We start from the raw sequence: 26990 nt of genomic DNA, 5'->3' as shown, positions 1-26990 counted from the left end.
ACGCCGTCACTTAACCATTTGGAGCATCTGCAGCCGATTCAATAGGTACCCAGTACTCCATATAACTGTTTACGCTGCCCGGCACGTAACGCGCGTCATAGCGCTCCAGATCATGGCCGGACAAACCGCGATATCCCGACTGCGGTAGCCAGCAGTCGATGAACCACTGCAGCAACGCTGCCAACCCCTCGATGGGTCCAAAGTGCGGTAGCACTGCATAGGTCTGAGCCGGCACTTGCAGAAAGGGCAGTGCGGCGTGCTCAGGCACGCTGTCAGCCGGCAGTGCAGCCCAGTAGGGGAAGCTGTACTCAGGAGCACTGGCATCGGCTACGACGAGTACGCCTAGCTGCACCCCGCCATGTCTCAAACTACGTCCAAGCAGATGTTGATCTAGGCGTCGCCAGATGGCCGGTACGCGGGTAGCGAAATCCGGATTGGGCGAATCCAGACCGCAGACAGTGTCACTAACCCCGGCCACCCAAAACGACGGCAGCGTTTCAATACGGATATGAAAGCTGCCTTTCGCCAAAGGCCCCGGAGGCGGACGCAAGCGCGCGGGATTGGTGGAAACCAGCAGGTTGCTGCGCTGGCCGCGCCGCCGATAGACACCGGGGGCGCAACCGAAAACCTGACGAAAGCAGCGATTGAAGCTGATCTCATTGTCAAAGCCACAGCTAAGAGCGATATCCAGCTGTCGCTGATCAGTACACAGCAGTAGCTCGGCGGCGCGGCCAAGTCTTAAACGGCGTACGTAGCTGGCCACACTGAACCCGGTAGCCAAGGCAAAGGTGCGTTGTAGTTGCCAGCGTGACCAGCGGCTACGGGCCGCCAGCGAGGCGACCGTCAAGGGCTCCTGCAAGTTGCCGTGGATGTAGCTAAGCACCCGCTCGACGCGGGCCAGCTGTTCATTGGAGTGCGGTTGCATGGGTAGGTACGCAAAAAGCGCTCACTCTACGATATCGACGAAAGAATGCAAATCATTCTCAGCCGTCATCAACGCTTCACGCGCACTTAACGCGGGTGTCACCAGTCCGTGGCGCAATCACTGCATAGCAACCGAGGAGTGCGACCATGCAGATCACGGTGATTGGCTGTGGCTACGTTGGACTGGTAACGGCAACCTGCTTTGCCGAGATGGGTAACCGAGTATCTTGCGTCGATACCAGCACGCAGCGCATAAACGCCCTGCAGCGGGGTGAAGCGCCGATATTCGAGCCTGGTATCGAAGCGTTGATTACCACCAACCTGCGCGCCGGCCGCCTGGCATTCAGCACGGACACGGCGGGCGCCTGCAGCCGAGCCGAAGTGATATTTATCGCCGTCGGCACGCCCTCGGCCGCCGACGGTAGCGCCGATATTTCTCAGATAGTGGCCGTTGCCTCCGAGCTGGGGCGCACCCTTGATCAGCCAGCCATCGTGGTTTGCAAGTCCACCGCGCCGGTAGGCACAGCGTGTCGGGTTCAAAGCGTCCTGGATCATCAATGTCAGCGTCGCCAGGTCGCCTGGCAGCATCGGGTGGTCAGTAACCCCGAGTTCCTCAAAGAAGGCGCCGCGATTGATGATTTCATGCGACCGGATCGAGTGGTACTGGGGACCGATGATGCCGACGCCGAGCGGGTAATGCGCGCGCTCTACGAGCCCTTTGTGCGCAATCATGACCGGATTCTGTGCATGAGTCGTCGCGCCGCCGAGATGACCAAGTACGCGGCCAATACCTTTCTCGCCACGCGCATATCCTTTATCAATGAAATCGCCAGCCTGTGTGAGCAGCTGGGGGTAGATGTTGAAGAGGTGAGAAAGGGCATCGGCTCTGACCAGCGCATTGGCCATCACTTTATTTATGCTGGCTGCGGTTACGGCGGCTCCTGTTTTCCTAAGGACATCAGAGCCATGCTGCAGATGGCCGCTCAATACGATATGCCGATGCCAATATTGCATTCAGTTGAAGCGCGCAACCAGCAGCAGAAAACCTGGCCGTTGCGCATGCTGAAACGGGAGCTGGGAAATCTGCACGGACGTACCCTGGCAATTTGGGGCCTTGCGTTCAAGCCAGGCACAGATGACATCCGCGACGCGCCTAGCCTAGTCCTCCTGGACGCGCTGCTGGCTGGCGGCTCAAGCGTCCAGGCCTTCGACCCGGCAGCCAGCGACAACATCGCACAACGGTATCCGGAGGCAGTGAAAGAGGGCCAGCTCAAGCTGCTCCAGGATCCTTATGCTGCGCTTAACAATGCCGATGCACTGGTTCTGCTGACTGAATGGAAGCAATTTCGACAGCCGGACTTCCATCTTGTAGCGCAACGCCTGCGAACCCCGCTGGTGATCGATGGGCGCAACCAATATGACCCGCAAACCATGGCGAGCCTAGGCTTGCGCCACGTCGGTGTTGGACGCCAAGTTGCGCCACCAGCAGCGCCGGTGCTACGCGAGGTGGTCTGATTCTGGCTGCTTTAAGGTATGCTGGGGCACCTTGATTCACAGCAGGCAGGAAGGAAGCGCATGTCCCAGTATGATTTCGACCTCTTTGTCATTGGTGCCGGTTCCGGCGGCGTACGAGCCAGCCGCATGGCGGCGGGCTTCGGTGCGCGCGTCGCCGTTGCTGAAGACCGTTACCTGGGCGGCACCTGTGTCAATGTCGGCTGCGTACCGAAGAAGCTGTTCGCCTACGCCGCCCACTTCGCTGAAGACATGGAAGACGCGGCCGGTTATGGCTGGAACCTGACGGCAGACGGCTTTGACTGGCCACGCCTGGTCGCTAACAAGAACGCCGAGATCAGCCGCCTGAATGGCATTTACCGAAACCTGCTGACGTCTGCAGGCGTTAAGTTGCTGGAAGGGCGCGCACGCATTCTCGACTCTCATCACGTTGAGGTGAGCGGGCAAAAGTACAGCGCCGAACGCATCCTGATTGCCACCGGCGGCTGGCCATTTATTCCGGAGTTTCCGGGCCGAGAACACGTTATCAGCTCCAACGAGGTGTTCTTCCTGGAGCAGTTGCCCAAGCGCGTGATGGTCGTCGGCGGCGGCTACATTGCCATCGAGTTTGCCGGCATTTTCCACGGCCTGGGTTGTGAAACCACACAGTTATATCGCGGAGACCTGTTCCTGCGCGGTTTTGATCAGGGCGTGCGCGAGCATATGGCGAACGTGCTGCGCGACAAGGGGCTGGATCTGCGCTTCAACAGCGACGTCGCCCGTATTGACCGTAACAACGACGGCAGCCTGAAGGTGCAGCTCGACAATGGCGAGCAGCTGGAGACGGATCTGGTGTTGTACGCTACCGGCCGCCGCCCGCACGTGGATGACCTGGGCCTCGAGAATACCGCTGTTGAGCTGGACGACAAGGGCAACATCCGGGTCAACGAGCACTACCAGACGACGGACTCCGCCATCTTTGCCATCGGCGATGTCACCGACACCGTCGAGCTAACGCCGGTGGCACTGGCTGAGGGGATGGCGCTGGCCCGCTGGCTGTACAAGCGCGACGAGTATCGGCCGGTCGACTATAACGACATTCCGACCGCGGTATTCTGCATCCCCAACATCGCCACCTTGGGTCTGAGTGAGGAAGCTGCGCGCAAGAAAGGCCACAAGCTGAAGATCTTTGAGAGCCGCTTCCGCGCCATGCGCAACACTCTGGCCGGACGGGGAGAGCAGAGCTTTATGAAGCTGATTGTTGACCAACAGAGCGATCAAGTGCTCGGCGTGCATATGGTCGGCCCGGAGGCAGGCGAGATCGTTCAGGGGCTGGCCGTAGCGGTCAAAGCGGGCGCCACCAAAGCGGTATTTGATGCCACTTTGGGCATCCACCCGACCGCTGCCGAAGAGTTTGTGACCATGCGCAGCCCAACCCGCGAGGACTGATCGCGGCCCGGCGTGGAGAGTCCTTGGCATGAGCTGGTTCTACGCGTTTGACCTGTTTGGCGTGGCCGTATTCGCCATAACCGGCGCCTTGATGGCTGGACGCAAGTCTATGGACCTGTTCGGCGTACTGGTCATTGCCATCGTCACTGCATTGGGTGGCGGTACCCTGCGAGATGTGATCCTTGGCAACCACCCGGTCAGCTGGATTGGCAATGACCTGTACATTCTGGTCGCCACCCTGGCGGCTTTGGGGACAGTGTGCTGGGTACGCCTCACACGGCCGATCAACGAACTCGGGCTGCTGGTGGCCGATGCCTTTGGTCTAGCCGTCTTCACCGTCATCGGCACACAGGTTGCGCTCGTCCACCAGGTGCCGGTCAGCGCAGCGGTCATCATGGGCGTGATGACCGGGGTTGCCGGCGGGGTAATGCGCGACATTATCTGCAACGAAATCCCGCTAATTTTCCATAAGGAAATCTACGCCACAGCCTGCATTGTCGGCTCGCTGGCGTATATCGGCCTGAGCCAACTCACCCTGCGCGAGGATGTGGCTGCAGGGCTGTGCATCGCTGTTGTGCTGGCGATCCGCCTGGCTGCGATCCGCTGGCACCTAGCGCTACCGCGCTTTCACCTGCTGGATCGCAACGACCGCGCTCAGTGATGCTGATGGTGGTCTTGTTTCTCGCCTGCTGACGGCTCGTCATTGGCTTGCACATTGACCTGCACATCAACGTCCCCTGCGTTGGCGAAATTCAGCGTCAGCGGGTAACTCTCGCCGGCCGCGAGCGGACGCGCCAGGTTGAAAAGCATCAGGTGGTAGCTACCGGGAGAAAAGGTCACTGTTGCGCCCGGTTCAATGGTCAGCGACTCGACGCGCTGCATCTTCATCACGCCGTCGGCGTGTACATGCTCATGGATTTCCACCTTGCCAGCCACCTCGGTCTTGGCACCGAGCAGCGTGTCAGCAGTACCGCCGTGATTGCTTATACTCAAGTAGGCAGCGCCTGTGGGGGCTACCGGCGGCAAGGCGCGTGACCAGGGGTGATCAATGTGCAATTGGCCGGCTTCGAACTCATGGGCATCTACCAGTTGCGCCATTGCGCAACCGATCAGTAACAGCGACAGCTTGTTGAAACGCATGGGCAGGCATCCTCGTTGTAAGCGTGTTGTGGGCTCACCATACGCGTATCCGGCGGCCAGATGAAGCAGTTCACAGTCGGCCCATTCCGACCTCTGAAAAATGTGCAGTAGTTATATAAATTGTGCAGAACATAGCTTTTCGCCATTATCCATTTGTCGCACACTGACAGGCAGGTGATGTGACAGCCTCGGGCCGCCTACCGGAACAATGAGCACACCATGACAGAACGCAGACGATTGGAGCGACACCAAGTGAGTAGCAGCCTGGAAGTGTTTGACCTCGATACCGGAGACCATCTTGGACGCGTTGTTGACCTGCATGTAGAAGGGCTTATGTTATTGAGCGATCGCCCGGTAGACCTTTTCCGGTCCTTCGCCCTGCAGGTCAATCTGCCGATGAGCCTGAACGGGGTTCGCGAGTTCCTCCTGGACGCCGAAAGCCTGTGGAATCGCGAAAGCATCAACGGCAAGCAATACTGGACCGGTATGCACTTCACCAACCTGCCAGAGGACTCGCGCCTGTGCATTGAAAGGATGGTCGCCAGCTTCTGATATACAGGCGACCACCCCGTCAATTAACGCAAGGCGTCAGCACTCAGGCGCCGATGAATTGCCCCGGAGTAAGGTGGTTGTCCCAGCGCACCGGGTAGCTGCCGTGAGGCAGTGCCTGATCACTGTCAGCCGATAGCAAATACACCCCACCTGAGCCCGAGCTCACGACAAAATCGCGCTCACCAAAGGGCAGGGCACCGGCAACGTCCTGCACGGCGATGCGCTGCAGCAACTCACCAGTGCGATAGTTGATGATGATCGCACGATTGCCCAGCGGCGCAGTGATAACTGCCAGCGGTGCATGCCGGCTGATAGCAATGCTGGCGGTGTAGTTGCGCAAGCCAGCCAGCTCTTCCAGCGGTAACTCAGGCTCGGAAAACTCTCCCGTCGCAGTATCCAGTCTGGCCAGCAGCGGCGGGGTTTCCCATTCCGGGCCTTCGTACTGATAACCGGCAATCACGACCCCATCCGGGCTGACGTCCAGGTGACGACAACTCAGTTGATGGTGCGAAGGGGTATAGCGCGCCGTAATCTCACCGGAGTGCCGATCCAGCAGCAACAGAGCTGGCTCCATCCGGTCCAGGTTCAACTTGATACGGTCATAGTCCGGGTGGGTCTCAATGCCGCCCAGCGCGACAATCAGAGTATTGCCGTCCGGGTGCAGTCGCAGTTCGTGCGGCCCAATGCCCTGCAGATCAAAGTCGGCAACCTGCCGGTAGCCGTCAAAGGCGTCGTAAACCCGCACCAGGCCGGCTGAGGTGTGATAGTTGTTCATGGTGACGTACAGCAGGCGTGCGTCCGGGCTGTACACGCCATGACCATAGTAGTGATAGCCATCGCCAGCCTGCACGCTACGCTCCAGCTGGCCGGTACGCGTGTTGACCACGTGCATCTCGCGGCCTGGGCGGCGGGCAAACACCACCACGTGGTCGCCATGGGGCTGCGGGCAACCGCCGTGGCAACGCTCGGCGACCGGAATCTGAAAGCGCTGCCGGCCGCTGCTGTCCACGCCACCAATGTAGTGCCGGCCCTCAGCGTCGTTGACAGCGCTGACCAGCTCCAGCGGCGGCGCCGAGCGCCCCAACAGAGGACCGGTAGTGCACGCACTGACTGCGGTCACCGAGGCGCTCGCGAGAGACGCCTTGAGAAAGCCACGACGACTAAGCATGACTCAGTCTCCGTCGCTGGAGTTGAAGCCGCGCACAACGCCCAACTTGCCCGCGACCGGCCCAGTCAGAACCGCACCGGTGGCGCGCACGTCTTCGAGCAGCGCGGTCAGGCTGGCAACGCCTTCTTCGGTTTCCAGCAGGGGCGTGATATCCGCAGGCAGGCCATCAAAATGCGCCAGCGTCTTGTTCAGCTGCGTACTGAACTGCTCTGCCAGATCAGCTGCATTGTTCTCGGCCATCAGCAGGTTAAGGCCCGGCACGAAGAAATCAGCCATCCCTTGCAGCGATGCGCGCAGGGTCACCAGCGACTGCTCACTGCGCCAGGCGTCAGCCAGATAGGGGTTTGGACGACCGGTGCCACGCACACCCAGCGGCGCGGCCAGACGCCAATCTGCCATGATTTCCAACGCATGCATCGCAGAGGTCAGGGTGCCGTTGCTGTAGTCGTTCACTTCGAGATAGCGCGACTGCAGCTGCCCCCAGTCCGCAGCGAGGCCTTCAGCATTCTGCTTCAAATTTCCGCTGATGCCGGTCAGCAGCGCGCAGGTCCGTTCTGCTGGCAACGCGCGCTCGCCATCAGTGATCTGTGGGTCATACAGCAGATATTCAGCAGCCGGAAAGCCTTGAATGGCGACGCTGTCACGAGACAAGGCATCGACATCGATCGGCTTGTCGTTGCCCAGCCAATAGCGGGCCTTGCTGGCCGTCAGGTTTTTCGGATCAGGCCAGAACTGAAACTTCCAGGCGCGCGTGTTCTGCTCAATCGGGCCAAAGTCGACAAAGCGCACCGCCTGCCAGCTGTTAAAGGCGGCCAGCCATTGCTCCTTTACCGCCAGCAGCCCGGCATCAGTCGGTTCAGCGCAATACTCGCTGGTCCGCTGCGCAAAGGTGGCGGTACTGCTGGCCAGTTGCTCGTAGCCGTGACCAATCTGGGCATGCCATGCAGCACGCGGCGTTTCCGCCATGGCCTGGGCGCTAAGGCCCAGCGTCAGGGCCGCCATCAGCGGCAGGCGGAGCAGGGTGGTTGTCGCCTTCATATAAACAGGTATCCCGGTTCAGAGAGAGTTAAGGAAGCGCAGCAAAGCTTCACGCTCGTTGGCTGGCAGCAGGCGGTATTCGTCAGCAGCGGCACGGGCTTCGCCGTCGTGCCAGAGAATTGCGTGCTCGACGGTTTCAGCGCGGCCATCGTGCAGGAAGCCCGCCGACGGATTGACCGTCTTGGTCAGGCCCAGCCCCCACAGCGGCGGCGTACGCCACTCGTTGCCGTCGGCCAGAAACTCGCCGCGTCCATCAGCCAGCCCCGGCCCCATGTCATGCAGCAGCAGGTCGGTGTAGGGCCAGATAACCTGTTCGCTCAGGTCGGCGCGCTCGTGCTGTCCGGTGGTGTAAGAGGGTGTGTGGCAAGCAGCGCAGCCGATCTGGTTGAACAGCTCGGCGCCACGCTGCACCTGAGGATCATCCATGTCGCGGCGGGTTGGAACAGCCAGACTCATGCTGTAGAACTCTATAAAGCCCGCTACCTTGTCGCTGACCTCAGGTACCCCGCCGTTGGGGAAACGCTCGCACTGTTGCTGCGGCGTACAGTCGGTGGACAGGGCAACGCTCGAGGTCAGCCCCATGTCGCCGGCAAAGGCATCCATGCTTTGCTGCATCACGTTGGGTTGGCCGGCTTTCCAGCCGAAGCGACCCAGAACGGTTTTTTCCGCAACGCGGTCCCAGACCTGGTTCGCACGTCCGGAAATACCATCACCGTTCTCATCTTCAGGGTCAGCCGCAGCCAGCAGCACGTCCTCAGGAATGGCCTGTAGCAGGCCCAGACCGATCATCGGTGGCGCAACTCGGGGCGAGGTCAGCAGGTCCTCGGACATCTCGCCGTAGTTGGGGTTTTCAATGCGATAAATGGGCTTGCGCATAACCACTTCAGTGCCATCACCAAGCGTCTGGGTAACCGCCTCCCAATCGACGATCAGGTCCGCCTCGGGTTTCATGCCGGGAATAGCGGCCGTCTGCAACTGCGCGCCATAAACCGGGTCTGGTACCACGCCGTGCTCACGCAAAAAGTCTGCGTCGCGCTCGGGGTCCGCTGGAATGGACAACCGCAGAAACAGGGAGACAGAAGGAGCATCGACGGAGGCCGGCGCATGACCGCGGCCATCCTTCAGGTGACATCCCTGACAGGAGTTGGTGTTGAACAGCGGGCCGAGGCCGTCGCGCGCATCGGTGCTCGAAGGCGCAACCACCCAGGGATTACGAAAAAAACTGTTACCGACGCTGAAATCCAGTCGTCGGGTCATCGGCATGTTGCCCTGAGGCAACGAGTAGGCGTTCTGATCGTGCTGATCGACGCTGCCCGCACCGCCGCTCAGCGGGGTGTCCTGCAATGGATAAGAGGTCTCTGCCGCGTGGCAGAAGGCAGAAAAAAACAGAGCCGCAAAGGAGGCAGCCGAAACGAATTTTGTGTAGAGCATAAAGCCTGTATCACTGTGCGCGGTACTGGTACCAGCGAGATCAATCCTGCTCAACGAAAGCGGCGGACAGGGCTCTCAACCCTGTCCGCCGCTCTGGTTCAAGCCATCAACTCAGAACTGATGACCAGCATCGTCCGGTTCAAGGGACTCGACACCCACCACAGCAGCAACCTGCTCGATAGAGCCGGTTTGCTCGACCAGGGCCGCGATCGCATCGTTGATGACCTTGGCTCCCTCGGCGTTGTCGGGGGCAATCATCATATCAAAGGCAACCGGGTTTTCTGTCCGCTCGGCGGTCTGTTTCATGTGACCCAATGCCGCAACGCTGGCGTCCAGCTGTGCGTTCAGTTGCTCGTTCAGTTCCGGCTTGGCGTCAGCCACCAGATCAGCCAGCGAGGCGCCGCTCAGCTCGGTACCGTCAACACGCTTATAGGAACCGGTGTAGACGTTCTGGATACCCAGCGCATTGTAGTAATGCGAGTTGTGCGTGTTGTCGCTGAAGCAATCGTGCTCGTCCTCATAGGAGTTGGCTTCCAGCGCAACTTTCATGCGCTCACCCGCTAGCTCACCCAGCGACAGCGAGCCCATGCCGAACAGCATTTTCTGGTAGGCAGCCGACGGTGCCATGGCAGTCAGCTCAGCGCGGTAGTTGTCGTCCACGTCCGGCTTCCACTGGTCAACCATCCACTGCAGGTCGGAAACCAGCAGATCGGTTACCGCGTCCAGATACTGACCGCGGCGCTCGCAGTTACCGTTTGTGCAGGCATCACCAGCAGCGTAGTCGGTGGCCTTGCGGTCGCCGGCGCCGGCTTCAAACCCGTTCAGGTCCTGGCCCCAGAGCAGAAACTCGATAGCGTGGTAGCCGGTGGCAACGTTGGCCTCAGAGCCGCCCACTTCGTTGAGGCTGGCCAGCAGCTCGGGAGTCAGTGTGGTCAGGTCCATGGTCTCGCCACCGATATTCAGCTCGGTATTGGCGATGATGTTGGCGTTGGCGCCGTCGTTACCCAGCGCATGCTGGTAGTCGTCGCTCTTAACGTAGTCGATCAGACCTTCATCCAGCGGCCAGGCATTGAGCTGACCTTCCCAGTCGTCAACAACCGCGTTGCCGAAGCGGAAAACCTCGGACTGCTGATAGGGCACGCGGGCTTGCAGCCAGGCTTCCTTGGCAGCGGCCAGGGTTTCTTCGCTGGGGTTGGCAATCAACGCATCAGTCGCTTCATCAAGCGCCTGCGCGGTGGTCAGCGCATCTTCAAAAACCGCCAGAGCCATATCGGAGTAGTGCGCAACAACGGCTTCTGGAGCAACCGCAGCGGCAGTGCTGGCAGCCTCTGTCGAGGCCTCGGAGGCGGTTGCAGCCGGTGCGCTTTCAGCAGCGGGTGCAGCAGCCTCAGGGGCTTTGGATTCGTCGCTGTCAGAGCAGGCGGTCAGCAGAAAAGAGGTGGAAATTGCCAGCGCAAGCGCCTGCAAAGGAAAACGCGCAGCCATATAAAACTCCCTGTTGGCGTTAAAAGATTAATCAATGATAGTGATTAGCATTCGAGATTATATGCTTCCGCTCACATATTGCAATCAAGGACCGGGCCCGGGGGAGGGTATTTGCCATACTCAAGACTCCCTCTACGCAAAAAAGGAGTGCAACGATGTCCAACCACCACGTCTACAAAAAGGTCGAGGTTGTCGGCTCGTCCGCCGAGAGTATTGATGATGCGATCCAGGTCGCCATTGCCGAGTGCGGCAAGACGGTCCGCCATATGGAGTGGTTTGAGGTCAAGGAAACACGCGGTCACATAATAGATGACAAGGTCGCGCATTTTCAGGTGGTACTGCAGATCGGCTTTCGTATCGCCGGCAGCTGAAGTCAGCTGATAAAGCCCAAACTGCCTCCACTGGTTGTCGTGCCACACGGAGGCAGTGGCGGGCTAAGCCTTTAGCCCTGCCGTGCCTGCCAGCTCAACTGCATGGCGGCATCAGCGGCGCAGGCCAGCTCGCGGCCTTTAGTCACGAAGTGGGTGCGGTAGTAGTTTTGATGCTCGCTGTGCTCATGGAAGTGGTGCGGGGTGAGCACGGCGGTGAGTACCGGGATTTCGGTTTCCAACTGCACCTGCATCATGCCGCTGATAACGGCGTTGGCAACAAAGTCATGGCGATAGATGCCACCATCCACCACCAGCCCTGAACAGGCGATTGCTGCGTAGCGACCGCTCTTGGCCAGCAACTTGGCTTGCAGGGGAATCTCGTATGCGCCGGGTACGGCAATCACGTCGATCTTGTCGGCATCGTAACCGCGCTGGCTGATTTCTTCACGGAAGCCATCCAGGCAGCGCAGCACGATCTCGGCGTGCCAGGAAGCGTGGATAAAGGCAATGCGCTGTTGCGCAGGATCAAATTGAGTCATCGTCTTGCTCTGATTCATGAGTACGTCTGGTTGCTAGTGAATCAGGGCGAACGGGCAGGGCTACGCGAGCCTGATGGCCACGCAGCATCCAACACGCTCTCTCTTATCCGGACTATCACCGTCGGCTCCGGAATCACACCGGATCTGCTGACCTCTGCTAACGCAGAGCGCTCGCGGGCTGGGAGCACGGGCAGGGCCCAGAAACTCCATCACCGCCGGTGGGGAGTTGCACCCCGCCCCGAGAACGATGCCGCATCAGGTCGACGCGGCGGCGCCCAATATAGGGAACAGCTTACCCGGGGTCAAAGCCCAATAGCGCTAAAGCCTCTGCATCACCGACCGATATAGACAGGTATCCACCTCTCTTTACAGGGCACCTCCATGCGAATTGGCGACTTGACCTGGTCTAACCCGACGGCCCGCTCGTCTGACGAAACAGCGGCGTCAGAAGCGCAGACTAATGCGCCGTTGACCAGCAACCGCGAGATTGCCGAGAGCGTCAAGGTATCCCTGTCCGAGCGCGCGGAGCGGGCCCAGCAAAGCCGCAACACCAAAGACATCGACGACACTGATCTGCCGGAGTTGATCAAGCAACTGCTCAAGCAGATCCGCGAGTTGAAGCAGCAGATAGCCGAGCTGCAGCAGCAGATGGCCGAACTGGCCCGGCAGCAGGGATTGACCGCCGAGGAGCGCGCCACCCGTCTGGACGCCCTGCGTACCGAACTGACCAGCCTGTCCAGCGCACTGACCAGTGCCTACAGCGCGCTGGCAAAGGCCATGAAGCAACAGGATCTGACTGACGAGCAGCGCACCAGCGTGCTGAAACTGATGAACGCATAAGGGCAATGTACGCAACAGTGTTTTGCCATGGCCCCGCCGACAAGGTTCGAGATAAGTCGAACAAAAGTGCGTAACATGGCCTCCTTTCCAACAGGAGGCCACATGCCGGTACCCGAGCACCGCGGTATTGCCACAGGATTGATGTTCTTTCTCGCCGCGTGCTGCGGCGTGATTGTGGCCAACCTGTATTACGCCCAGCCGCTGGTGGGCCCCGTCAGTGCGTCGCTGGGTCTGAACCCGCAAGCCAGCGGCCTGATTGTCACCTTGACCCAGATCGGCTACGTCATCGGGCTGGTGCTGGTTGTACCGCTTGCTGACCGCCTGGAGAACCGCAAGCTGATCAGCGCGATTGTCTTGCTGCTGGCCCTGGCACTGCTGGGCACGGCGCTATCAGACTCAGCGCTGACGTTCCTGCTTTGCTCACTGGTCATCGGCATTGGCGCGGTAGCGGTGCAGATCATCGTTCCGCTATCAGCGCACCTAGCGAGTCCGGCGTATCGGGGCAGGGTGGTTGGCAATGTCATGGGCGGCCTGATGTTCGGCATCATGCTGGCCCGTCCGGTTTCCAGCATGATCACCGACATGCTGGGCTCCTGGCGCTGGGTGTTCGTGTTTTCCGCCGTGCTCATGGTGCTGCTGGTACTGGTGATGCAACGGGTTTTGCCACGCCGGGCACCTGCAGCCAGCATGGGCTACTTTGCACTGCTGCGCTCAATGGGCAGGCTGGCTGTCGAAACACCGGTGCTGCAACGCCGAGCCTTCTATCAAGCAATGATGTTCGGTGCCTTCAGCCTGTTCTGGACAACGACTCCGCTGCTGCTTGCCGGCCCGGACTATCTGCTGTCGCAATCGGGCATCGCGCTGTTTGCGCTGGCCGGGGTTGCGGGCGCCATCGCCGCGCCGGTTGCCGGCCAACTGGCCGACCGGGGCCTCACGCGCCCCGCAACCATCGGCGCCATGCTGTCAGTGATCAGCGCCTTTGCCATTACCCACGTAAGCGCGCCGGGCTCGCACCTCGCGCTGGCACTGCTGGTGCTGGCGGCGGTGCTGCTCGACCTGGGCGTGTCCGGTAACGTCGTGCTCGGGCAACGCCTGATCTATGCCCTGGGAGAAGCCGAGCGCAGCCGCCTGAACGCCATCTACATGGCAACCTTTTTTGTCGGCGGTGCGTTGGGCTCGGCCCTCGGCGCCTGGGCTTACGTCAGCGGTGGTTGGCTCGCGGCCTCGCTGCTTGGCAGCCTGATGCCGGCCTGCGCGCTGCTGGTGCTCTGGCTTGCAGACCCGGCACCAGCGCCCGGCTCACGGGAAGCAGAGACGGGCTAGCTCGGCCGCGTCAGTCGCACAATCTCATCAACCGCCTCCAGGCCCGGTACCGCAAGGAAGCCTGGCGCAGAGTAAGCAGGGTTCGGATACTGATAGTAGCCGGTGCCGGTCTGCAGCCCCATCTTGCCCTGATCAATCAGCTGTTCCTTGATATAGGCGGCATTGCGCAGCGTCTGCGGGTCATTATTCTGGTGGCCCCAGTAGCTCAACACGTCGTAGCAGGTCTTCATGCCGATGACATCCATGATGCCAAAGGGCCCGAGCGCCACTCCCCGGTTGGTGATCATGTAGGTGCGATCGACCATCTCCGGGGTCGAGACACCATTGGTTACCAGCGTTTGCGCAGCGCCGAGCAACGGCACCAGCAGCGAGTTGAGGACATACCCGTTCTGAGGTTTCCGGATGGGGATGGGCACCATGCCAATTTCGATGGCAAAGGCAGCAATAGCGCGCAGCGTCGCTTCAGCCGTGCCGGCATGGGCCATGACTTCGGCGATATTCATCGACCAGATCAGGTTGGCGAAGTGCAGGGCGCAGTACTGGGCTGGCCGCCCAGTGTCCTCGGCAAACTGGCTGGGCAAGAGTGTGGAGGAGTTGGTCGCGATCAGGCACTTGGGCTGCAGCAGCGGCGCCAACTGGCGATACACCTCTGTCTTGACCTCAGGGATCTCCGGTACAGCTTCGATTACCAGATCCGCCAATGCCACCGCATCCGCCAGATCGGTGCTGTAGCGCAGGCGCTGGCGCGTCTGGTTCAGTTCCTCTTCACTGGCGCCCAGGTCGGCGCTATATATTTCGGCATACTGCTCGTGAGCCACTCTGCAACGCCCAAGCGCCTCATCGAACAGGTCATACACCACCACATCCTTACCCATGTACGCACTGTGCCAGGCAATCTGCCCGCCCAGAACGCCAGCACCGAGCACCATCAGCTTATTCAGATCACTACTCATTTGGGCGTCCTTCAGGCTGCGCGCACATCGCGCGATTTTGTTCCGGGCTGTGCAGCACGGTTATTTTCGGTCAGCTCCAGCAGCGCGTCCTCGACCGGCTCATCAAGCAGCATCTCGCGGTCTCGCTCGTAGGCGTTCAGCAGCCGCCAGGGCGCGCTGCGACCCTGGCGCGGCAGAATGCGGTTACCACGTTGCACATAGCCGGACTGCAAGGCCCCCATCATGGACTCAGCGGCGACCAGGTTGTCATCGTGATCACGCGGTGTGGCAACCTGCACGCCACTGGCACGCATGTGGTTGAGCAAACGGCAGACCCACTGGGCAGCAATGTCTGATTTGAGCGTCCAGGGCGCGTTGGTATAGCCGAAGATCCAGGCCATGTTCGGCACGTCCTGCAACATGACGCCCTTGTAGGTCATGCGCTGGTTGATATCGAAGGGCTGACCGTCGATCAGTATTCGCGTGCCGCCCAGCACCTGCAAGTTCAGGCCGGTCGCCGTGATGATGATGTCCGCGTCCAGCTGTGCGCCGGATTTGAGGCGAATACCTGTCTCGGTAAAGCACTCGATCTCATCGGTCACCACAGAGGCCTTGCCACTGTTGATCGCCTTGAACAGGTCGCCGTCCGGTACCGCACACAGGCGCTGATCCCAGGGCATGTAGGCCGGAGTAAAGTGTTTCATCTGCGCGGGGTCGTCAAGCTGCTCGGCTACCTTCTTCAGCAAAAATCGGCGGGTGCCCTCGGGCCAGCGCTTGGCGGCCTTGAATATCCAGCGCTGGATCGCGATGTTGCGCTTGCGCGCCAGGCCATACACCCAGTCATTGGGCAACACCTTGCAGAGCACCTCGGTAATCCGATCCTGTGCCGGCACCGTCATGATGTAGGAGGGCGAGCGCTGCAGCATGGTGATATGCCCAGCCTGCGCCGCCATTGCCGGCACCAGCGTGACCGCCGTCGCACCGCTGCCAATGACCACCACCTTTTTGCCGCTGTAGTCCAGATCCTGCGGCCAGTGCTGCGGGTGAATACATTGCCCCTGAAAACGCTCGGCACCCGGAAACTCGGGCAGGTAGCCGGCCTTGTGATCGTAGTAGCCGGTGCAGCTGATCAGAAAATCACAGCTGTAGTGGCGGGCCTGGCCGCTCTGCAGATCACGAGCACTGACCACCCACTGCTGCTGCTCGGAGCACCACTGCACCTGCTCGGTCTCGATACCGAAGCGGATCTTTTCCTCAACGCCATACTCGCGCGCAGTATCACTGATATAACGACGAATGGACTCGCCGTCAGCCAGGGTTTTCAGCTCATTCCAGGGCCGAAAGGCAAAGCCGAAACTGAACATGTCGGAATCCGAGCGGATGCCGGGATAGCGGAACAGGTCCCAGGTGCCGCCCACCTGTTGGCGGCGCTCCAGAATGGCGATGCGCTTGTCCGGGCAGTTCTGGCTGAGGTGAACGGCGGTGCCGATGCCGGACAGGCCGGCACCGATGATCAATACATCGACGTGCTCATTCGTCATGATTGTTTCTCTTGTTGTCTGACGCTGTGCAAGGTCACTATAGACTGCCTGCATGCCGTCGCAGCCGACTGGTCGAATCACGACAATTGCTCGGCATTTGCCGCCAACTTGCGGCACGTAAGATCAACAAGAGTCGGCGCCGCCAGGTGGCGACGCCCCGGGAAAGAACAGAAGGAGAGATCAGCTCTCGGAGGCGCGACGCGGCAGCAGCATGGCCACTATGATGCTGACCAACGTCGAGGCCAGCAGCGCGCCGGCAAAGGGCGCCAGGGTGGGGACGGTATCGGGGAAGCTGGCCAGCACAACCCCCTGATACACACTGCCGGTGGCAAGCCAGCCCGGCAACACCGCACCGAGCAGGCCAGCCAGCGCCCCCGCGATGGCCGCCACTGCGCTCATGCGCGACCACAGCCCAAGTAGCACGGGCACCACTGCAGTAGCGCACAACAGGTCGGCAATCAAAAATAGCCTTAGTACAGAGTTGCCCTGCAGTGCGACCCACACCACCGGCACCATCAGCGCCACCGTCAACCAGCGTGCCGACGTTAGCGACAAGCCGCGTTTCTCTGTCACCAGCAACGACGCGATGGCGTTTTGCAGAGTATCCACCGATGAGGCAACCAACGTCAGCGCCAGCAACAATGCCGGCAGCGTCAGCCAGCCCGGCGCTTCTCGCAGCATGGCAAAGAAGGGAATGGGCGGCGAACCCACGTCAGCGCCGCTCATTACCGTGACAATGCCGAGGCCGCCGATCACCGCTACCACGGCAATGGTCGCTACGCCGCCGAGCACCGCGCCGCGCCCCAGCGCTGCATCACTTTCAGCCGCCCACACGCGTTGCCAGTAACCCTGGTGAAACAGATTGGCTGCGGTTACCGCCAGCACCAGCGTCAAGGCAACCCCTAGCGCCGCGCCGGCAGGTATGCCGGGCATCGCGCCGGAGGCACTCACCTCGGGCAGGCGCTGCACCGCCACCGCGCCGACCAGCGCCAGCAGGGCCAGCAGCAACCACGCCTGCCAACGATCAGTCGTCATGCTCGCGCGCAGGCCACCCCAGGCGGTGTAGAGCAGGGTCGTCAGGGCAACGCCCACCACCACCAGGTTGCCATTGATGTCCGACAGCATGCTGGTGATGGCGCCAATCGCCGTCAGCTCGGCGATCAAAAAACAGCTCATATACAGCAGCGAGATCAACCCCACCCAACGACGCACGGCGGGTCCGTAAAAGTGCTCGGCAAACTCGCCGATACTGCGCCCCTGCGGCAGCGCCCGGCGAATGGCTGGCCCGAGAGCGGCAAACAGCGCAAAGGGCAGGGCGGCGCCCAGGGCATAACCGGCCAACGCCAGCGGGCCGACCAGAGCGCCCACTTCCGGCGGAGCAAACAGGATCCAGCCGCCCATGCCGGAGGCGAGAAAGGAGAGCCCGATGGCGCGGGCATTTTGCGAGTTGCGCGCGGTGACAAAGTCATCCAGGCCCGCCTCGGCAGAGCGGGCACGCAGGCCAATCCAGGCAAACAACAGCAATACGGCAGCCAGGGCTGCCATAGACAGGTACAGCATGTCGCACTTCCTCCGCCGGTATGATCCGGATCAGGTTCCAGGGTTTCGGCTGACGATCAGCGTATTCTCAGCCCGCGCGACACAACACGCGGACACCCCTGGCGACGTTGATGAAAGGGCGCGGCAGAACAACCCGCCGCTCGCAGGCCCCTGCACAGAATCAGTGGGCCGTTTGCGCGCAACATGATGTCACATCTGCATCAACTCGCGTAATCTGACTTCAAGTAGCATCGCCGGTTTTCCAGCAGGGTAGCCGGCGCGCATTGCGCTCAGCCAATAGATCCGAGCTTGTATCATGGACGAAACCAATCAGCCTCTGCTCCAGACAGGCGCCAGCCAGGCCGCACTGGAAACAGTGCTCGACAGCCTGGACGCGCTGGTTTACGTCGCCGACATGCAGACCCATGAGCTGCTTTTCCTGAACGCCTACGGCCGCGCCAGATGGGGCCAGGTAAATAACCGCACCTGCTGGGAAACCTTGCAGCAGGGTCAGGACGGCCCGTGCAGCTTCTGCAATAACCATCAACTGATCGACGATCAAGGGCAGCCCGCTGCGGTGCAGGTGTGGGAGTTTCGCAACACCCACAACCAGCGCTGGTATCAATGCCGAGATCAGGCCATCCGCTGGCCGGACGGCCGCCTGGTGCGGCTGGAGATCGCGACCGATATTTCCGACATCAAGCGCCTTCAAGCGCAACTGCGCAGCGCGCAGCACCGCGCCGAGCAGCTAGCCCATGAGGATGCGCTGACCGGCCTGGCCAATCGCCGGGCGCTCTTTGCGCTTGGTCAGAGCGCCATTGAGCAGGCGCGTCGTCTGGGGCATCCGATTGCGCTGATCGGTCTTGACGCTGATCACTTCAAACGGGTCAATGATCAGCACGGGCACGCCGCCGGAGACGCCGTGCTTAAAGCACTGGCAGCGACCTTGCGCAGCGTGACCCGAGCGTCCGATGTCTGCGCCAGGCTGGGCGGTGAGGAGTTCACCGTCCTGTCGCCAGGTACTGACCTGGCCGGCGCCACTGAGCTTGCCGAACGCCTGCGTCAGGCGATAGCCGACCTGCGGGTGGAGTATCAGGGCGAGCAGTTGCTGATTACCTGCAGCTTTGGTGTGACCGCCAGCGAACAAGGCGCGGCGAGCCTTGAGCAACTGCTCAACATCGCCGATATAGCCACCTACCGCGCCAAACACTTGGGCCGAAACAGAGTGGAAGTCGAACACATCATTGCGGTCAAACAAACGGAGTAAGCATGACCAGCGTCCCAGCGTTGCCCGAAGGCATTTCCCTGATTCACAACACCGCCGGCAAAGCCTTTGTGCAGGTTGAGCACCCCAGCGTCACCGCCCGCATTGCGCTGGAGGGCGCACACCTGGTGTCCTGTATTCCGAGCGGACAAGCCGACCTGCTGTGGATGAGCCCCTCTGATCCCCAAGCGCCAGGTGGCGTGCTGCGCGGCGGGGTGCCGCTGTGCTGGCCCTGGTTTGGAAATACCCGCACCGGCCCTGCCCATGGCATCGCCAGGCGCAGCCTCTGGCAGCTCACGGGCGCCGAGCGCGACGAGCAGTCGGTGCGGCTAAAGCTGGAACTGCCCGCAGCTACGCAGAAAGCTGCCTTGCCCGAAGCGTCCTGGGCACTCAGCCTGGAACTGCGTCTTGGTGCCAGCCTGCAGATGACCCTGACCAGCCGCAATACCGGCCAGGGGCCGCAACTCCTGAGTCAGGCGCTGCACAGTTATCTACCCGTCGCGGAGATCACCAAAGTTCGTGTTACCGGGCTCGATGGCGCAACCTACCTGGACCAGCTGACCAGCAGCCACCAGGTGCAGCAAGGCGACCTGACGATTGAGCGCGAAGTGGACCGCATCTATCTGCAGCACAGCCAACCCATTCAGCTGAGCGACGGACAACGCACGCTGGAAATCTGCCGCAGCGGCAGTGCCTCTGTGGTGCTATGGAATCCCTGGCAGGACAAAGCACGCAAGCTGGATAACTTTCCAGCCGATGGCTACCGTACCATGCTCTGCATAGAAGCAGCCAACGCTGCTGCAGATGCCCGCACGTTGCAACCGGGCGAGGAGCACACCTTGAGCTGCAGCATCAGGCAAATATAGTTGCCGGAGGTAGCCCGCAGGCATCACGGTCCGCTAGCATGCACAAGGAGAACGAGGCCCACCCGAGCTGCACCATGCGCAGCTGGGCAAGAGAAGGCCACGCGGCTGTGTAGTCGAGGAAGCACTACCCCCCCGTGATAAGGACGCACTCCGGATGCGGCAAGAGAGCAAAAACAAGCAGGATTCAACCGTCTCACCACCGCTCTGGCGTCTGATTCTGCCGGCACTGCTCATCCTCGCAGCAGTCTGCATCTGGTGGCTTACGCGCGCCGAACCAGCCCCCAGCGCACCCGATCCCGCGCCGCAACACGCCGCAGCGCCGCAAGAGCCGATTGCGTCGGTGCCAGTACCTAGCGTCACCAGCAGCAAGCCTGCAGGCCCCGAGTATGTTGGCCGCCAAACCTGCGCCAGCTGCCATGCCGAGCAAACCGAACAATTCAATGGCTCGCACCACGACCAGGCGATGCAAGAAGCCAACGCGCAAACCATCTTGGGTGACTTCGCCGACCAGACCTTCAATTTCGGCGGCGTTACCAGCCGCTTCTTCCAGCGCGACGAGCAGTTTTGGGTCAACACCGCCAACGCCGAGGGTGAGTACAGTGACTACCGCGTGGACTACACCTTTGGCGTCTACCCGCTGCAACAATACCTGCTGGCATTGCCGGGCGGGCGCTATCAAGCCTTCAGTGTGGCCTGGGACGCCAGACCGAGCGAGCAGGGCGGGCAGCGCTGGTTTCAGCTCAACCCGGATGTCAACGGCGAAGACCCGGTCAAGGCGCTGCACTGGACCGGCCGCCAGTTCAACTGGAACCTGATGTGCGCCAAATGTCACTCAACCAACCTGGAACGTAACTTCGACAGCGTCAGCAACAGCTACAACACCGGCTGGAGCGAGATTGATGTCTCCTGCGAAGCTTGCCATGGCCCGGCATCCAATCACCTGCAATGGGCTGCACAACCCGACAATCATCCCGCTATGGCCGACACCCTTGGCCTGACCGTGCGCTTTGACGAACGCCAAGGCGTCAACTGGTTGCCCAACGCCAGCGGCCACCCCGAGCGCACAGCGCCGCGCACCAGCGAGAAGGAAATCCAAGCCTGCGCCGCCTGCCATTCACGTCGCGCCCAGCTATTCGATGATCGGCAGGACGCCGGCCTGCTGGTCGAGAACTATCTGCTGTCCACCCTGGATCAAGGCCTTTATCACCCGGACGGGCAGATTCAGGACGAAGTCTTTGTGCATGGTTCCTTCCTGCAGAGCAAGATGTACCAGGCCGGGGTTACCTGCAGTGACTGCCACAACCCGCACTCGCTGGAGTTGCGCCTGCCCGGAGACCGCGTGTGTCTGCAGTGCCACCAGGCTGACCAGTACCAGACGCCCAAGCACCACTTTCACAGCACGGCTGCCGGCAGCGCCTGCGTTGACTGCCACATGCCCACGACCACCTACATGGAAGTGGACCCCAGACGTGACCACAGCCTGCGCGTGCCGCGCCCGGACCTCAGCGTGACTCTGGGTACACCCAATGCCTGCACCCAGTGCCACAGCGATCAAAGCGCCGAGTGGGCGGCGGAGCATGTGGAGCAGTGGTACGGCCACACGCCACAGGGGCTGCAGCAGTATGCCGAGGTCTTCGCCCAGGCCCGCGCGGGTGCTGCCGGCGCAGAGCAGGGCTTACTCGAGCTGCTGGCGAACGAGCCGCAGCCCGCCATCGCCCGCGCCACCGCGGCCAGCATGCTGCAATCCTGGCCAGGGCCGGAAGTTGCGCAATCGCTGTTCGTTGCGCTGCGTGCAGACGACCCACAGATTCGCCTGGGCGCCTTGCAGGCCGTATCCAGCTACCCTCCGATCACGCGCTGGCAACTGGTTAACCACCTGTTGGACGCCCCCGAGCGGGTGGTGCGTCTGCAGGCCGCGGCCCAGTTGCTGGACATTCCGCCAGAGCAGATGCGCGGCGATGATATCAAGCGCCTGCAAGATGCCCAGGACGCCTATCTGGCAGCCCAACAGGCCAACGCCGACGATACCTCCGCGCAGCTCAACATCGGCGTTTTTTACCAAACCCGAGGACAGCTGGCCTTGGCCGAGGACGCCTACCGACGCGCCATCGAGCTGGACCCGTATTTTATCGCCGCCTACGTAAACCTGGCTGATCTGTACCGCGCCTCGTTCCGCGACCCGGACGCCGAGCGCCTGCTGCAGACCGGGCTACAACAGCTGCCCGAGGCCGCGCCGCTGCACTTCAGCCTCGGCTTGCTGAAAGTGCGCTGCAAGCAGATGGACCAGGCTCTCACAGCCCTGCGCCAGGCTGTCTCGTTGGACCCGGACACCAGCCGCTATCGCTATGTGCTTGCCGTGGCCCTCGACAGCGCCGGTCAGCGAGCCGACGCCCTGGCTGAGCTGGAAAAGGGCCTGCAGCGTAACCCCAACAGTCAAACCCTGCTGACCCTGCGCCAGCAGCTGCAAACAGGACAACCATGAGTATCGAGATCATCAACGGCGACTTGGCCAATCCAGCCCACGCGCAGGCGCTAGTTCATATACTCAGCGAATATGCGCTGGACCCGATGGGTGGCGGCAAGGCGCTACCTGCCGAGGTTCAGCAAGTGCTGGTGCAACGCCTGGCCGAGCGCACGGATTACCACCTTGTGCTGGCCAGGGATGCATCCGGGTTTGTCGGTTTGGTCAACTGCTTTGAAGGGTTCTCGACATTTAAGGGCAAGCCGCTGATCAACATTCACGATGTCATCGTATCGATGCGTGCACGGGGCAGGGGAGTGGCCCGGTTGATGCTGCAGCAGGTAGAAGCTATCGCACGCGAGCGCGGCTGCTGCAAGCTGACACTGGAAGTGCTGGAGGGTAACCAGCCGGCGCAAAACAGCTATCGCGCAGTTGGCTTCAAGGGCTACGAGCTGGACCCGGTCATGGGCCGAGCCATGTTCTGGGAAAAACCGCTCTAGAGGCTGCTGACGTTTCGCTTGCCCAGCGGTAGCGGCCTCGCGGGCACGACATGTCGTGCCCCTGCGGCGAAGTCTGTTACTCCATGCGTAGGGACGCGACATGTCGCGTCCTCGAGGGTCGGTGCTGCGACCTGTTTTGCTGTGTGCGCTGGCGGAGAGCCCACGGACACGCATGCCGTGTCTCTACTGCTGCGCCTGACGCATCGCCTGGCTGGCTTGAACCACACGGTTGGCCGGCACCCGGAGCTGCTCCAGCAGATAGCTGGCAAAGGCCGGGTGAAACGCTTGGCGAGCGATGGCGCGCGCCATGCAGTCGAGCCACTGATCACGCAGCTCGGGGCCGACCGCCCAGCGCGCATGAAAGGCGGGAATACTGATGCTGCCAAATTGCTGCTGAAACAGACGGGGGCCGCCCAGCCAGCCAGACAGAAAGGCCGTCAGTTTCTCCCGCGCCAGCGTGAGATCTTCTGCGTGCAGCGCGCGCAGTTCGCGCGCGCCTTCCCAGCTGTCCATCTCCTGATAAAAATCCGTTACCAGTTGACGAATACCCTCAAGCCCACCTACTGCCTGATAGGACGCATCGGCCTGGCCGTAAGTTGGGGAGTTGTCTGTCATGCCGGTTTTACCTCAAGTGGGACCAGACGCATGGTAGGAGGGAAACACCTGCTGCTCAAGCGACCTGGCGCCGCACCCCGCGTCGCGACATAAGGTCGCACCCCCCGCGCAGCCATGTCTGCTACCACGATATCGCGCTACAGCCCGCCAACACCGCAGGCTACAACCATTGCTGACACGCTCAGCCGAGCCGAGGTAACACCCGATACACACCTGCGCATTGATCTATGTCATGAGTTGTTACAATTGCGCAGCATCATGAAATACTTTGTAATACTTTCCGCAACAGGTTCCAGGCGTCGTTCTGGTTCCCCACGGAAGGCGCCGCTCCCGCGGCCAGTTTGGCGATTAATGCTGTACGCCGTCTCAGTCTGCACAAAGACATTACGCTGACCCATAAAAACCACCCGGCAGCACCTGACACGCTCATGCGGGAGCGTCACGGGGTGCTGTTGTGTGGGCTATTGGTCAGCTGGTGGGTGCACATCACTGGGGCCTGTTGCACCTCGTTCCCTGTCGGGCGCGAGGGCCTGTTCAACGACTAAGGCTGCAACATGAACCCGAAGCAGATAACTTCACTCCTGAAACGGCTCGCCTGGCTGCCGCTGCTGATGCTCAGTGGCTGCAAGATGGTGTTGCTGGACCCGAAAGGGCAGGTCGGCGTCGACGAAAAGTCGCTGATCATCACCGCCACGCTGCTGATGCTGATCGTGGTAATTCCGGTCATCGTGATGACCCTGGTGTTTGCCTGGAAGTACCGTGCAAGCAACACCAAGGCGACCTACCGACCCAACTGGTCCCACTCCACCGCGATTGAACTGGTGGTCTGGATCATTCCCTGTGTGATCGTTGCCATCCTCGGCACCATCACCTGGAAGACCACCCACGAGCTGGACCCGTACCGCCCGCTCGACTCGGACGTAAAGCCGATCGAAGTGCAAGTGGTATCGCTGGACTGGAAATGGCTGTTCATCTACCCAGAGCAGGGCATCGCCACCGTCAACGAACTGGCCTTCCCGGTCGACACCCCCGTCAACTTCAAGATCACCTCCCAATCGGCGATGAACTCTTTCTTCATCCCGGCGCTGGGCAGCCAGATCTACTCCATGGCCGGCATGCAGACCAAGCTGCACCTGATCGCCAATCATGAAGGCAGCTACGACGGCTTCTCCGCCAATCTCAGCGGTGAAGGCTTCTCCGACATGAAGTTTCAGGCCATCGCCACCGATGAGCAGGGCTTCAACAACTGGGTCAGCCAAGTCAAAGCCAATACCGACACGCTGGATCTGAACAGCTATCCGACGCTGGCTGCGCCGAGCAAGGCCGACCCGGTCCGTTACTACGGCAGCGTCAGCCCGACGCTGTACGACTACATCCTCATGCAATACCACAACGGCGGTAAGCACGCGCCCGGCCACGAAGACCACGCCGGTCACGCAGGCCACGAGGCCCATGCAGGCGCCGAAATGGCTGGCATGCCCATGAACGCTGCCGAGGAGACCCACTGATGTTTGGCAAGCTGACACTCGAGGCCGTGCCGTTCCACGAGCCCATTATCATGATCACCCTGGCGGTCGTTGCGCTTGCCGGTCTGGGGATCTTTGGCGCCATCACCTACTGCCGCAAGTGGGGCTACCTGTGGACCGAGTGGCTGACTTCGGTTGACCACAAGAAAATCGGTGTGATGTACATTCTGGTTGCCCTGATCATGCTGCTGCGCGGCTTTGCCGACGCCATCATGATGCGCGGCCAGCTGGCCATTGCCGAAGGCGCTTCGCAGGGCTACCTGCCGCCCGAGCACTATGACCAGATCTTCACCGCGCACGGTGTGATCATGATCATCTTCATGGCCATGCCGTTTATGGTTGGCCTGATGAACATCGCGGTGCCGCTGCAGATTGGCGCCCGTGACGTTGCCTTCCCGTTCCTTAACTCGCTCAGCTTCTGGCTGTTTGTGGCCGGTGCGATTCTGGTCAACGTATCGCTGGGGGTAGGGGAGTTCGCACGGACCGGTTGGGTTGCTTACCCGCCGCTGGCAGAGCTGGGCTACAGCCCGGGCGTGGGGGTCGACTATTACATCTGGGCGTTGCAGTTATCGGGGCTAGGGACGCTGCTGACCGGCGTGAACTTCCTGGTGACCGTGTTCAAGATGCGCGCACCTGGCATGAGCTGGATGAAAATACCGGTCTTCACCTGGGCCTGTACCTTCACCAACGTACTGATTGTCGCGTCCTTCCCGATTCTGACCGCCACGCTGGGCCTGCTGAGTCTGGACCGCTATCTGGACATGCACTTTTTCACTAACGAGCTTGGCGGCAACGCCATGATGTACATCAACCTGTTCTGGGCCTGGGGTCACCCCGAGGTGTACATCCTCATTCTGCCGGCGTTCGGTATCTTCTCTGAAGTGATCTCGACCTTCTCCGGCAAGAAGCTGTTCGGCTACACCTCAATGATCTGGGCCAGCGGGGCGATCACCGTGCTCGGCTTTGTGGTCTGGCTGCACCACTTCTTCACTATGGGCTCGGGTGCCAACGTCAATGCCTTCTTCGGTGTAGCGACCATGGTTATCGCGGTGCCGACCGGGGTAAAACTGTTCAGCTGGCTGTTCACCATGTTCCGCGGCCGCGTGCAGTTCACCACACCGGTGCTGTGGACCCTGGGCTTTATGGTGACCTTCACCGTGGGCGGCATGACCGGCGTTCTGCTGGCCGTACCGGGTGCGGACTACGTGCTGCACAACAGCCTGTTCCTGATTGCTCACTTCCACAACACCATCATCGGTGGCGCAGTGTTCGGCTATCTGGCTGGCTTCACCTTCTGGTTCCCGAAAGCCTTCGGCTTCAAGCTGGACGAGCGTCTGGGCAAGGGCGCCTTCTGGTGCTGGATCACCGGCTTCTTCGTCGCCTTCATGCCGCTCTATGTGCTGGGCTTCATGGGCATGACGCGCCGTCTGAACCACTACGACAACCCGATGTGGCAGCCATACCTGATCGTGGCCTTCTTCGGCGCAGCGCTGATTCTTTGCGGGATTCTGTTCCAGCTGGCTCAGTTGGTGGTCAGCCTGCGTAACCGTGAGTCGCTGCGTGACGTGACCGGTGACCCCTGGGGTGGTCGTACCCTGGAATGGTCGACCAGTTCGCCGCCGCCGTTCTACAACTTCGCCGTTACGCCGACCGTACGTGCGCTGGATGCCTTCCAGGACATGAAAGAACGTGGCGAAGCCTACCTGCGCCCTGATCATTACGCGCCGATCCACATGCCGAAGAACACCTCGGCCGGCCTGATTATCGGTCTGCTGGGTGCGGTATTCGGTTTTGCGCTGGTGTGGCACATCTGGTGGCTGGGCGCGGTCAGCTTCATCGGCATGATCGCTACCTTCATCGCGCGCAGCTACAACGAAGACGTCGACTACTACGTGCAGCCTGACGAAGTAGAGCGCATCGAGAACCTGCATCACGCCAACTTTGAGGCGCCGCGTCAGGCGCTGAACACTCAACCCGTTGCGGAGCAGATCTGAC

The 26990-nt window shown here is 61.1% G+C and carries 24 protein-coding genes and 1 riboswitch; of the genes, 13 read left to right on the top strand and 11 right to left on the bottom strand.

Features of this window, described 5'->3' with window-relative positions:
- Positions 1-10: 10 nt before the first annotated feature.
- The gene (locus BM116_RS07510; protein WP_083725097.1) at positions 11-925 is read right to left on the bottom strand and encodes an AraC family transcriptional regulator; all 915 of its coding nucleotides are present in this window, start codon (positions 923-925) and stop codon (positions 11-13) included.
- A 146-nt stretch (positions 926-1071) separates the two neighbouring features.
- Between BM116_RS07510 and BM116_RS07505 the strand changes: the two genes are divergently transcribed.
- Genes BM116_RS07505 through BM116_RS07495 form a run of 3 tightly spaced genes read left to right on the top strand, consistent with a single transcriptional unit; the run spans position 1072 to position 4525 of the window.
- A complete protein-coding gene (locus BM116_RS07505) occupies positions 1072-2439 on the top strand; it encodes a UDP-glucose dehydrogenase family protein (protein ID WP_083725099.1) in 1368 nt (455 codons plus the stop codon).
- 60 nt (positions 2440-2499) lie between these two features.
- Entirely contained in the window at positions 2500-3864 is a 1365-nt protein-coding gene (gene gorA / locus BM116_RS07500; protein ID WP_083725101.1) for a glutathione-disulfide reductase, read from the top strand.
- Positions 3865-3892: 28 nt separating this feature from the next.
- Positions 3893-4525 (top strand): trimeric intracellular cation channel family protein, encoded by a 633-nt coding sequence (locus BM116_RS07495; protein ID WP_083725103.1) that lies wholly within the window; start codon positions 3893-3895, stop codon positions 4523-4525.
- Here the strand turns inward: BM116_RS07495 and BM116_RS07490 are convergent.
- Positions 4519-5004, bottom strand: a complete 486-nt coding sequence (locus tag BM116_RS07490) for a copper chaperone PCu(A)C (protein ID WP_083725105.1) — start codon at positions 5002-5004, stop codon at positions 4519-4521. The genes BM116_RS07495 and BM116_RS07490 overlap by 7 nt on opposite strands.
- Before the next feature lie 219 nt (positions 5005-5223).
- Here BM116_RS07490 and BM116_RS07485 point away from each other — a divergent pair, with 219 nt between their 5' ends.
- The gene (locus BM116_RS07485; protein ID WP_083725107.1) at positions 5224-5556 is read left to right on the top strand and encodes a PilZ domain-containing protein; all 333 of its coding nucleotides are present in this window, start codon (positions 5224-5226) and stop codon (positions 5554-5556) included.
- 43 nt (positions 5557-5599) lie between these two features.
- On the opposite strand, the gene BM116_RS07480 is transcribed toward BM116_RS07485, so the two are convergent.
- The 4 genes from BM116_RS07480 to BM116_RS07465 form a co-directional block, all read right to left on the bottom strand.
- Positions 5600-6724, bottom strand: coding sequence for a DUF1513 domain-containing protein (locus BM116_RS07480; RefSeq protein WP_083725109.1), 1125 nt, complete (start codon positions 6722-6724; stop codon positions 5600-5602).
- Between the two features lie 3 nt (positions 6725-6727).
- On the bottom strand, positions 6728-7762 hold the full coding sequence (locus tag BM116_RS07475) for an imelysin family protein (protein ID WP_083725111.1): 1035 nt from the start codon (positions 7760-7762) through the stop codon (positions 6728-6730).
- Between the two features lie 18 nt (positions 7763-7780).
- Positions 7781-9193: a di-heme oxidoreductase family protein gene (locus BM116_RS07470; protein WP_083725113.1), complete on the bottom strand. Its 1413-nt coding sequence runs from the start codon at positions 9191-9193 to the stop codon at positions 7781-7783.
- A gap of 111 nt (positions 9194-9304) precedes the next feature.
- Complete coding sequence (locus BM116_RS07465) at positions 9305-10678, bottom strand: imelysin family protein (RefSeq protein ID WP_083725115.1); 1374 nt, start codon at positions 10676-10678, stop codon at positions 9305-9307.
- A gap of 155 nt (positions 10679-10833) precedes the next feature.
- On the opposite strand from BM116_RS07465, the gene BM116_RS07460 reads away from it, so the two are divergent.
- Positions 10834-11049, top strand: coding sequence for a dodecin (locus BM116_RS07460; protein ID WP_083725117.1), 216 nt, complete (start codon positions 10834-10836; stop codon positions 11047-11049).
- Positions 11050-11120: 71 nt separating this feature from the next.
- Here the strand turns inward: BM116_RS07460 and BM116_RS07455 are convergent, their stop codons facing one another.
- Entirely contained in the window at positions 11121-11588 is a 468-nt protein-coding gene (locus tag BM116_RS07455) for a 6,7-dimethyl-8-ribityllumazine synthase (protein WP_235846714.1), read from the bottom strand.
- A 91-nt stretch (positions 11589-11679) separates the two neighbouring features.
- Positions 11680-11838: riboswitch (FMN riboswitch) on the bottom strand.
- 131 nt (positions 11839-11969) lie between these two features.
- Between BM116_RS07455 and BM116_RS07450 the strand changes: the two genes are divergently transcribed.
- Together BM116_RS07450 and BM116_RS07445 are read left to right on the top strand one after the other, a co-directional pair.
- On the top strand, positions 11970-12428 hold the full coding sequence (locus BM116_RS07450; RefSeq protein ID WP_139056949.1) for a hypothetical protein: 459 nt from the start codon (positions 11970-11972) through the stop codon (positions 12426-12428).
- A 102-nt stretch (positions 12429-12530) separates the two neighbouring features.
- Entirely contained in the window at positions 12531-13751 is a 1221-nt protein-coding gene (locus BM116_RS07445; protein ID WP_090475086.1) for an MFS transporter, read from the top strand.
- Here BM116_RS07445 and BM116_RS07440 read toward each other — a convergent pair.
- The 3 genes from BM116_RS07440 to BM116_RS07430 form a co-directional block, all read right to left on the bottom strand.
- The gene (locus BM116_RS07440; protein WP_083725125.1) at positions 13748-14704 is read right to left on the bottom strand and encodes a 3-hydroxyacyl-CoA dehydrogenase; all 957 of its coding nucleotides are present in this window, start codon (positions 14702-14704) and stop codon (positions 13748-13750) included. The two genes, BM116_RS07445 and BM116_RS07440, sit on opposite strands and share 4 nt — an antisense overlap.
- An 11-nt stretch (positions 14705-14715) precedes the next feature.
- Entirely contained in the window at positions 14716-16224 is a 1509-nt protein-coding gene (locus BM116_RS07435) for a flavin-containing monooxygenase (protein ID WP_083725127.1), read from the bottom strand.
- Between the two features lie 180 nt (positions 16225-16404).
- Positions 16405-17784: a sodium:solute symporter family transporter gene (locus BM116_RS07430; RefSeq protein WP_083725129.1), complete on the bottom strand. Its 1380-nt coding sequence runs from the start codon at positions 17782-17784 to the stop codon at positions 16405-16407.
- 295 nt (positions 17785-18079) lie between these two features.
- On the opposite strand from BM116_RS07430, the gene BM116_RS07425 reads away from it, so the two are divergent.
- The 4 genes from BM116_RS07425 (at position 18080) to BM116_RS07410 (ending at position 22854) form a co-directional block, all read left to right on the top strand.
- A complete protein-coding gene (locus BM116_RS07425) occupies positions 18080-19030 on the top strand; it encodes a GGDEF domain-containing protein (protein ID WP_083725131.1) in 951 nt (316 codons plus the stop codon).
- Positions 19031-19032: 2 nt separating this feature from the next.
- Entirely contained in the window at positions 19033-19893 is an 861-nt protein-coding gene (locus BM116_RS07420; RefSeq protein ID WP_083725133.1) for a D-hexose-6-phosphate mutarotase, read from the top strand.
- A gap of 154 nt (positions 19894-20047) precedes the next feature.
- Positions 20048-22375 carry an ammonia-forming cytochrome c nitrite reductase subunit c552 gene (locus BM116_RS07415; protein WP_083725135.1) on the top strand — a complete coding sequence of 776 codons (2328 nt, stop codon included), beginning with the start codon at positions 20048-20050 and terminating at the stop codon, positions 22373-22375.
- Positions 22372-22854, top strand: coding sequence for a GNAT family N-acetyltransferase (locus tag BM116_RS07410; protein WP_083725137.1), 483 nt, complete (start codon positions 22372-22374; stop codon positions 22852-22854). Before BM116_RS07415 ends, BM116_RS07410 begins: the two co-directional genes overlap by 4 nt.
- A 183-nt stretch (positions 22855-23037) precedes the next feature.
- Here BM116_RS07410 and BM116_RS07405 read toward each other — a convergent pair whose 3' ends face one another.
- The gene (locus BM116_RS07405; protein WP_083725139.1) at positions 23038-23469 is read right to left on the bottom strand and encodes a group II truncated hemoglobin; all 432 of its coding nucleotides are present in this window, start codon (positions 23467-23469) and stop codon (positions 23038-23040) included.
- 554 nt (positions 23470-24023) lie between these two features.
- Between BM116_RS07405 and cyoA the strand changes: the two genes are divergently transcribed.
- Both cyoA and cyoB read left to right on the top strand, forming a co-directional pair.
- Positions 24024-24977 carry a ubiquinol oxidase subunit II gene (gene cyoA / locus BM116_RS07400; RefSeq protein ID WP_083725141.1) on the top strand — a complete coding sequence of 318 codons (954 nt, stop codon included), beginning with the start codon at positions 24024-24026 and terminating at the stop codon, positions 24975-24977.
- Entirely contained in the window at positions 24977-26989 is a 2013-nt protein-coding gene (gene cyoB / locus BM116_RS07395) for a cytochrome o ubiquinol oxidase subunit I (RefSeq protein WP_083725143.1), read from the top strand. Before cyoA ends, cyoB begins: the two co-directional genes overlap by 1 nt.
- Position 26990 lies beyond the last annotated feature (1 nt).

It is taken from the genome of Halopseudomonas pachastrellae (assembly GCF_900114765.1).
Classification (GTDB): domain Bacteria; phylum Pseudomonadota; class Gammaproteobacteria; order Pseudomonadales; family Pseudomonadaceae; genus Halopseudomonas; species Halopseudomonas pachastrellae.
The sequence above is the reverse complement of the archived record's forward strand: the minus strand, read 5'-3'. Positions and strand labels throughout refer to the sequence as shown.

Excerpts from the sequence above, each read along its gene's own strand:
- BM116_RS07510 (WP_083725097.1), bottom strand. The coding sequence starts at position 925 with ATGCAACCGCACTCCAATGAACAGCTGGCCCGCGTCGAGCGGGTGCTT.
- BM116_RS07505 (WP_083725099.1), top strand. The coding sequence starts at position 1,072 with ATGCAGATCACGGTGATTGGCTGTGGCTACGTTGGACTGGTAACGGCA.
- gorA (WP_083725101.1), top strand. The coding sequence starts at position 2,500 with ATGTCCCAGTATGATTTCGACCTCTTTGTCATTGGTGCCGGTTCCGGC.
- BM116_RS07495 (WP_083725103.1), top strand. The coding sequence starts at position 3,893 with ATGAGCTGGTTCTACGCGTTTGACCTGTTTGGCGTGGCCGTATTCGCC.
- BM116_RS07490 (WP_083725105.1), bottom strand. The coding sequence starts at position 5,004 with ATGCGTTTCAACAAGCTGTCGCTGTTACTGATCGGTTGCGCAATGGCG.
- BM116_RS07485 (WP_083725107.1), top strand. The coding sequence starts at position 5,224 with ATGACAGAACGCAGACGATTGGAGCGACACCAAGTGAGTAGCAGCCTG.
- BM116_RS07480 (WP_083725109.1), bottom strand. The coding sequence starts at position 6,724 with ATGCTTAGTCGTCGTGGCTTTCTCAAGGCGTCTCTCGCGAGCGCCTCG.
- BM116_RS07475 (WP_083725111.1), bottom strand. The coding sequence starts at position 7,762 with ATGAAGGCGACAACCACCCTGCTCCGCCTGCCGCTGATGGCGGCCCTG.
- BM116_RS07470 (WP_083725113.1), bottom strand. The coding sequence starts at position 9,193 with ATGCTCTACACAAAATTCGTTTCGGCTGCCTCCTTTGCGGCTCTGTTT.
- BM116_RS07465 (WP_083725115.1), bottom strand. The coding sequence starts at position 10,678 with ATGGCTGCGCGTTTTCCTTTGCAGGCGCTTGCGCTGGCAATTTCCACC.
- BM116_RS07460 (WP_083725117.1), top strand. The coding sequence starts at position 10,834 with ATGTCCAACCACCACGTCTACAAAAAGGTCGAGGTTGTCGGCTCGTCC.
- BM116_RS07455 (WP_235846714.1), bottom strand. The coding sequence starts at position 11,588 with ATGACTCAATTTGATCCTGCGCAACAGCGCATTGCCTTTATCCACGCT.
- BM116_RS07450 (WP_139056949.1), top strand. The coding sequence starts at position 11,970 with ATGCGAATTGGCGACTTGACCTGGTCTAACCCGACGGCCCGCTCGTCT.
- BM116_RS07445 (WP_090475086.1), top strand. The coding sequence starts at position 12,531 with ATGCCGGTACCCGAGCACCGCGGTATTGCCACAGGATTGATGTTCTTT.
- BM116_RS07440 (WP_083725125.1), bottom strand. The coding sequence starts at position 14,704 with ATGAGTAGTGATCTGAATAAGCTGATGGTGCTCGGTGCTGGCGTTCTG.
- BM116_RS07435 (WP_083725127.1), bottom strand. The coding sequence starts at position 16,224 with ATGACGAATGAGCACGTCGATGTATTGATCATCGGTGCCGGCCTGTCC.
- BM116_RS07430 (WP_083725129.1), bottom strand. The coding sequence starts at position 17,784 with ATGCTGTACCTGTCTATGGCAGCCCTGGCTGCCGTATTGCTGTTGTTT.
- BM116_RS07425 (WP_083725131.1), top strand. The coding sequence starts at position 18,080 with ATGGACGAAACCAATCAGCCTCTGCTCCAGACAGGCGCCAGCCAGGCC.
- BM116_RS07420 (WP_083725133.1), top strand. The coding sequence starts at position 19,033 with ATGACCAGCGTCCCAGCGTTGCCCGAAGGCATTTCCCTGATTCACAAC.
- BM116_RS07415 (WP_083725135.1), top strand. The coding sequence starts at position 20,048 with ATGCGGCAAGAGAGCAAAAACAAGCAGGATTCAACCGTCTCACCACCG.
- BM116_RS07410 (WP_083725137.1), top strand. The coding sequence starts at position 22,372 with ATGAGTATCGAGATCATCAACGGCGACTTGGCCAATCCAGCCCACGCG.
- BM116_RS07405 (WP_083725139.1), bottom strand. The coding sequence starts at position 23,469 with ATGACAGACAACTCCCCAACTTACGGCCAGGCCGATGCGTCCTATCAG.
- cyoA (WP_083725141.1), top strand. The coding sequence starts at position 24,024 with ATGAACCCGAAGCAGATAACTTCACTCCTGAAACGGCTCGCCTGGCTG.
- cyoB (WP_083725143.1), top strand. The coding sequence starts at position 24,977 with ATGTTTGGCAAGCTGACACTCGAGGCCGTGCCGTTCCACGAGCCCATT.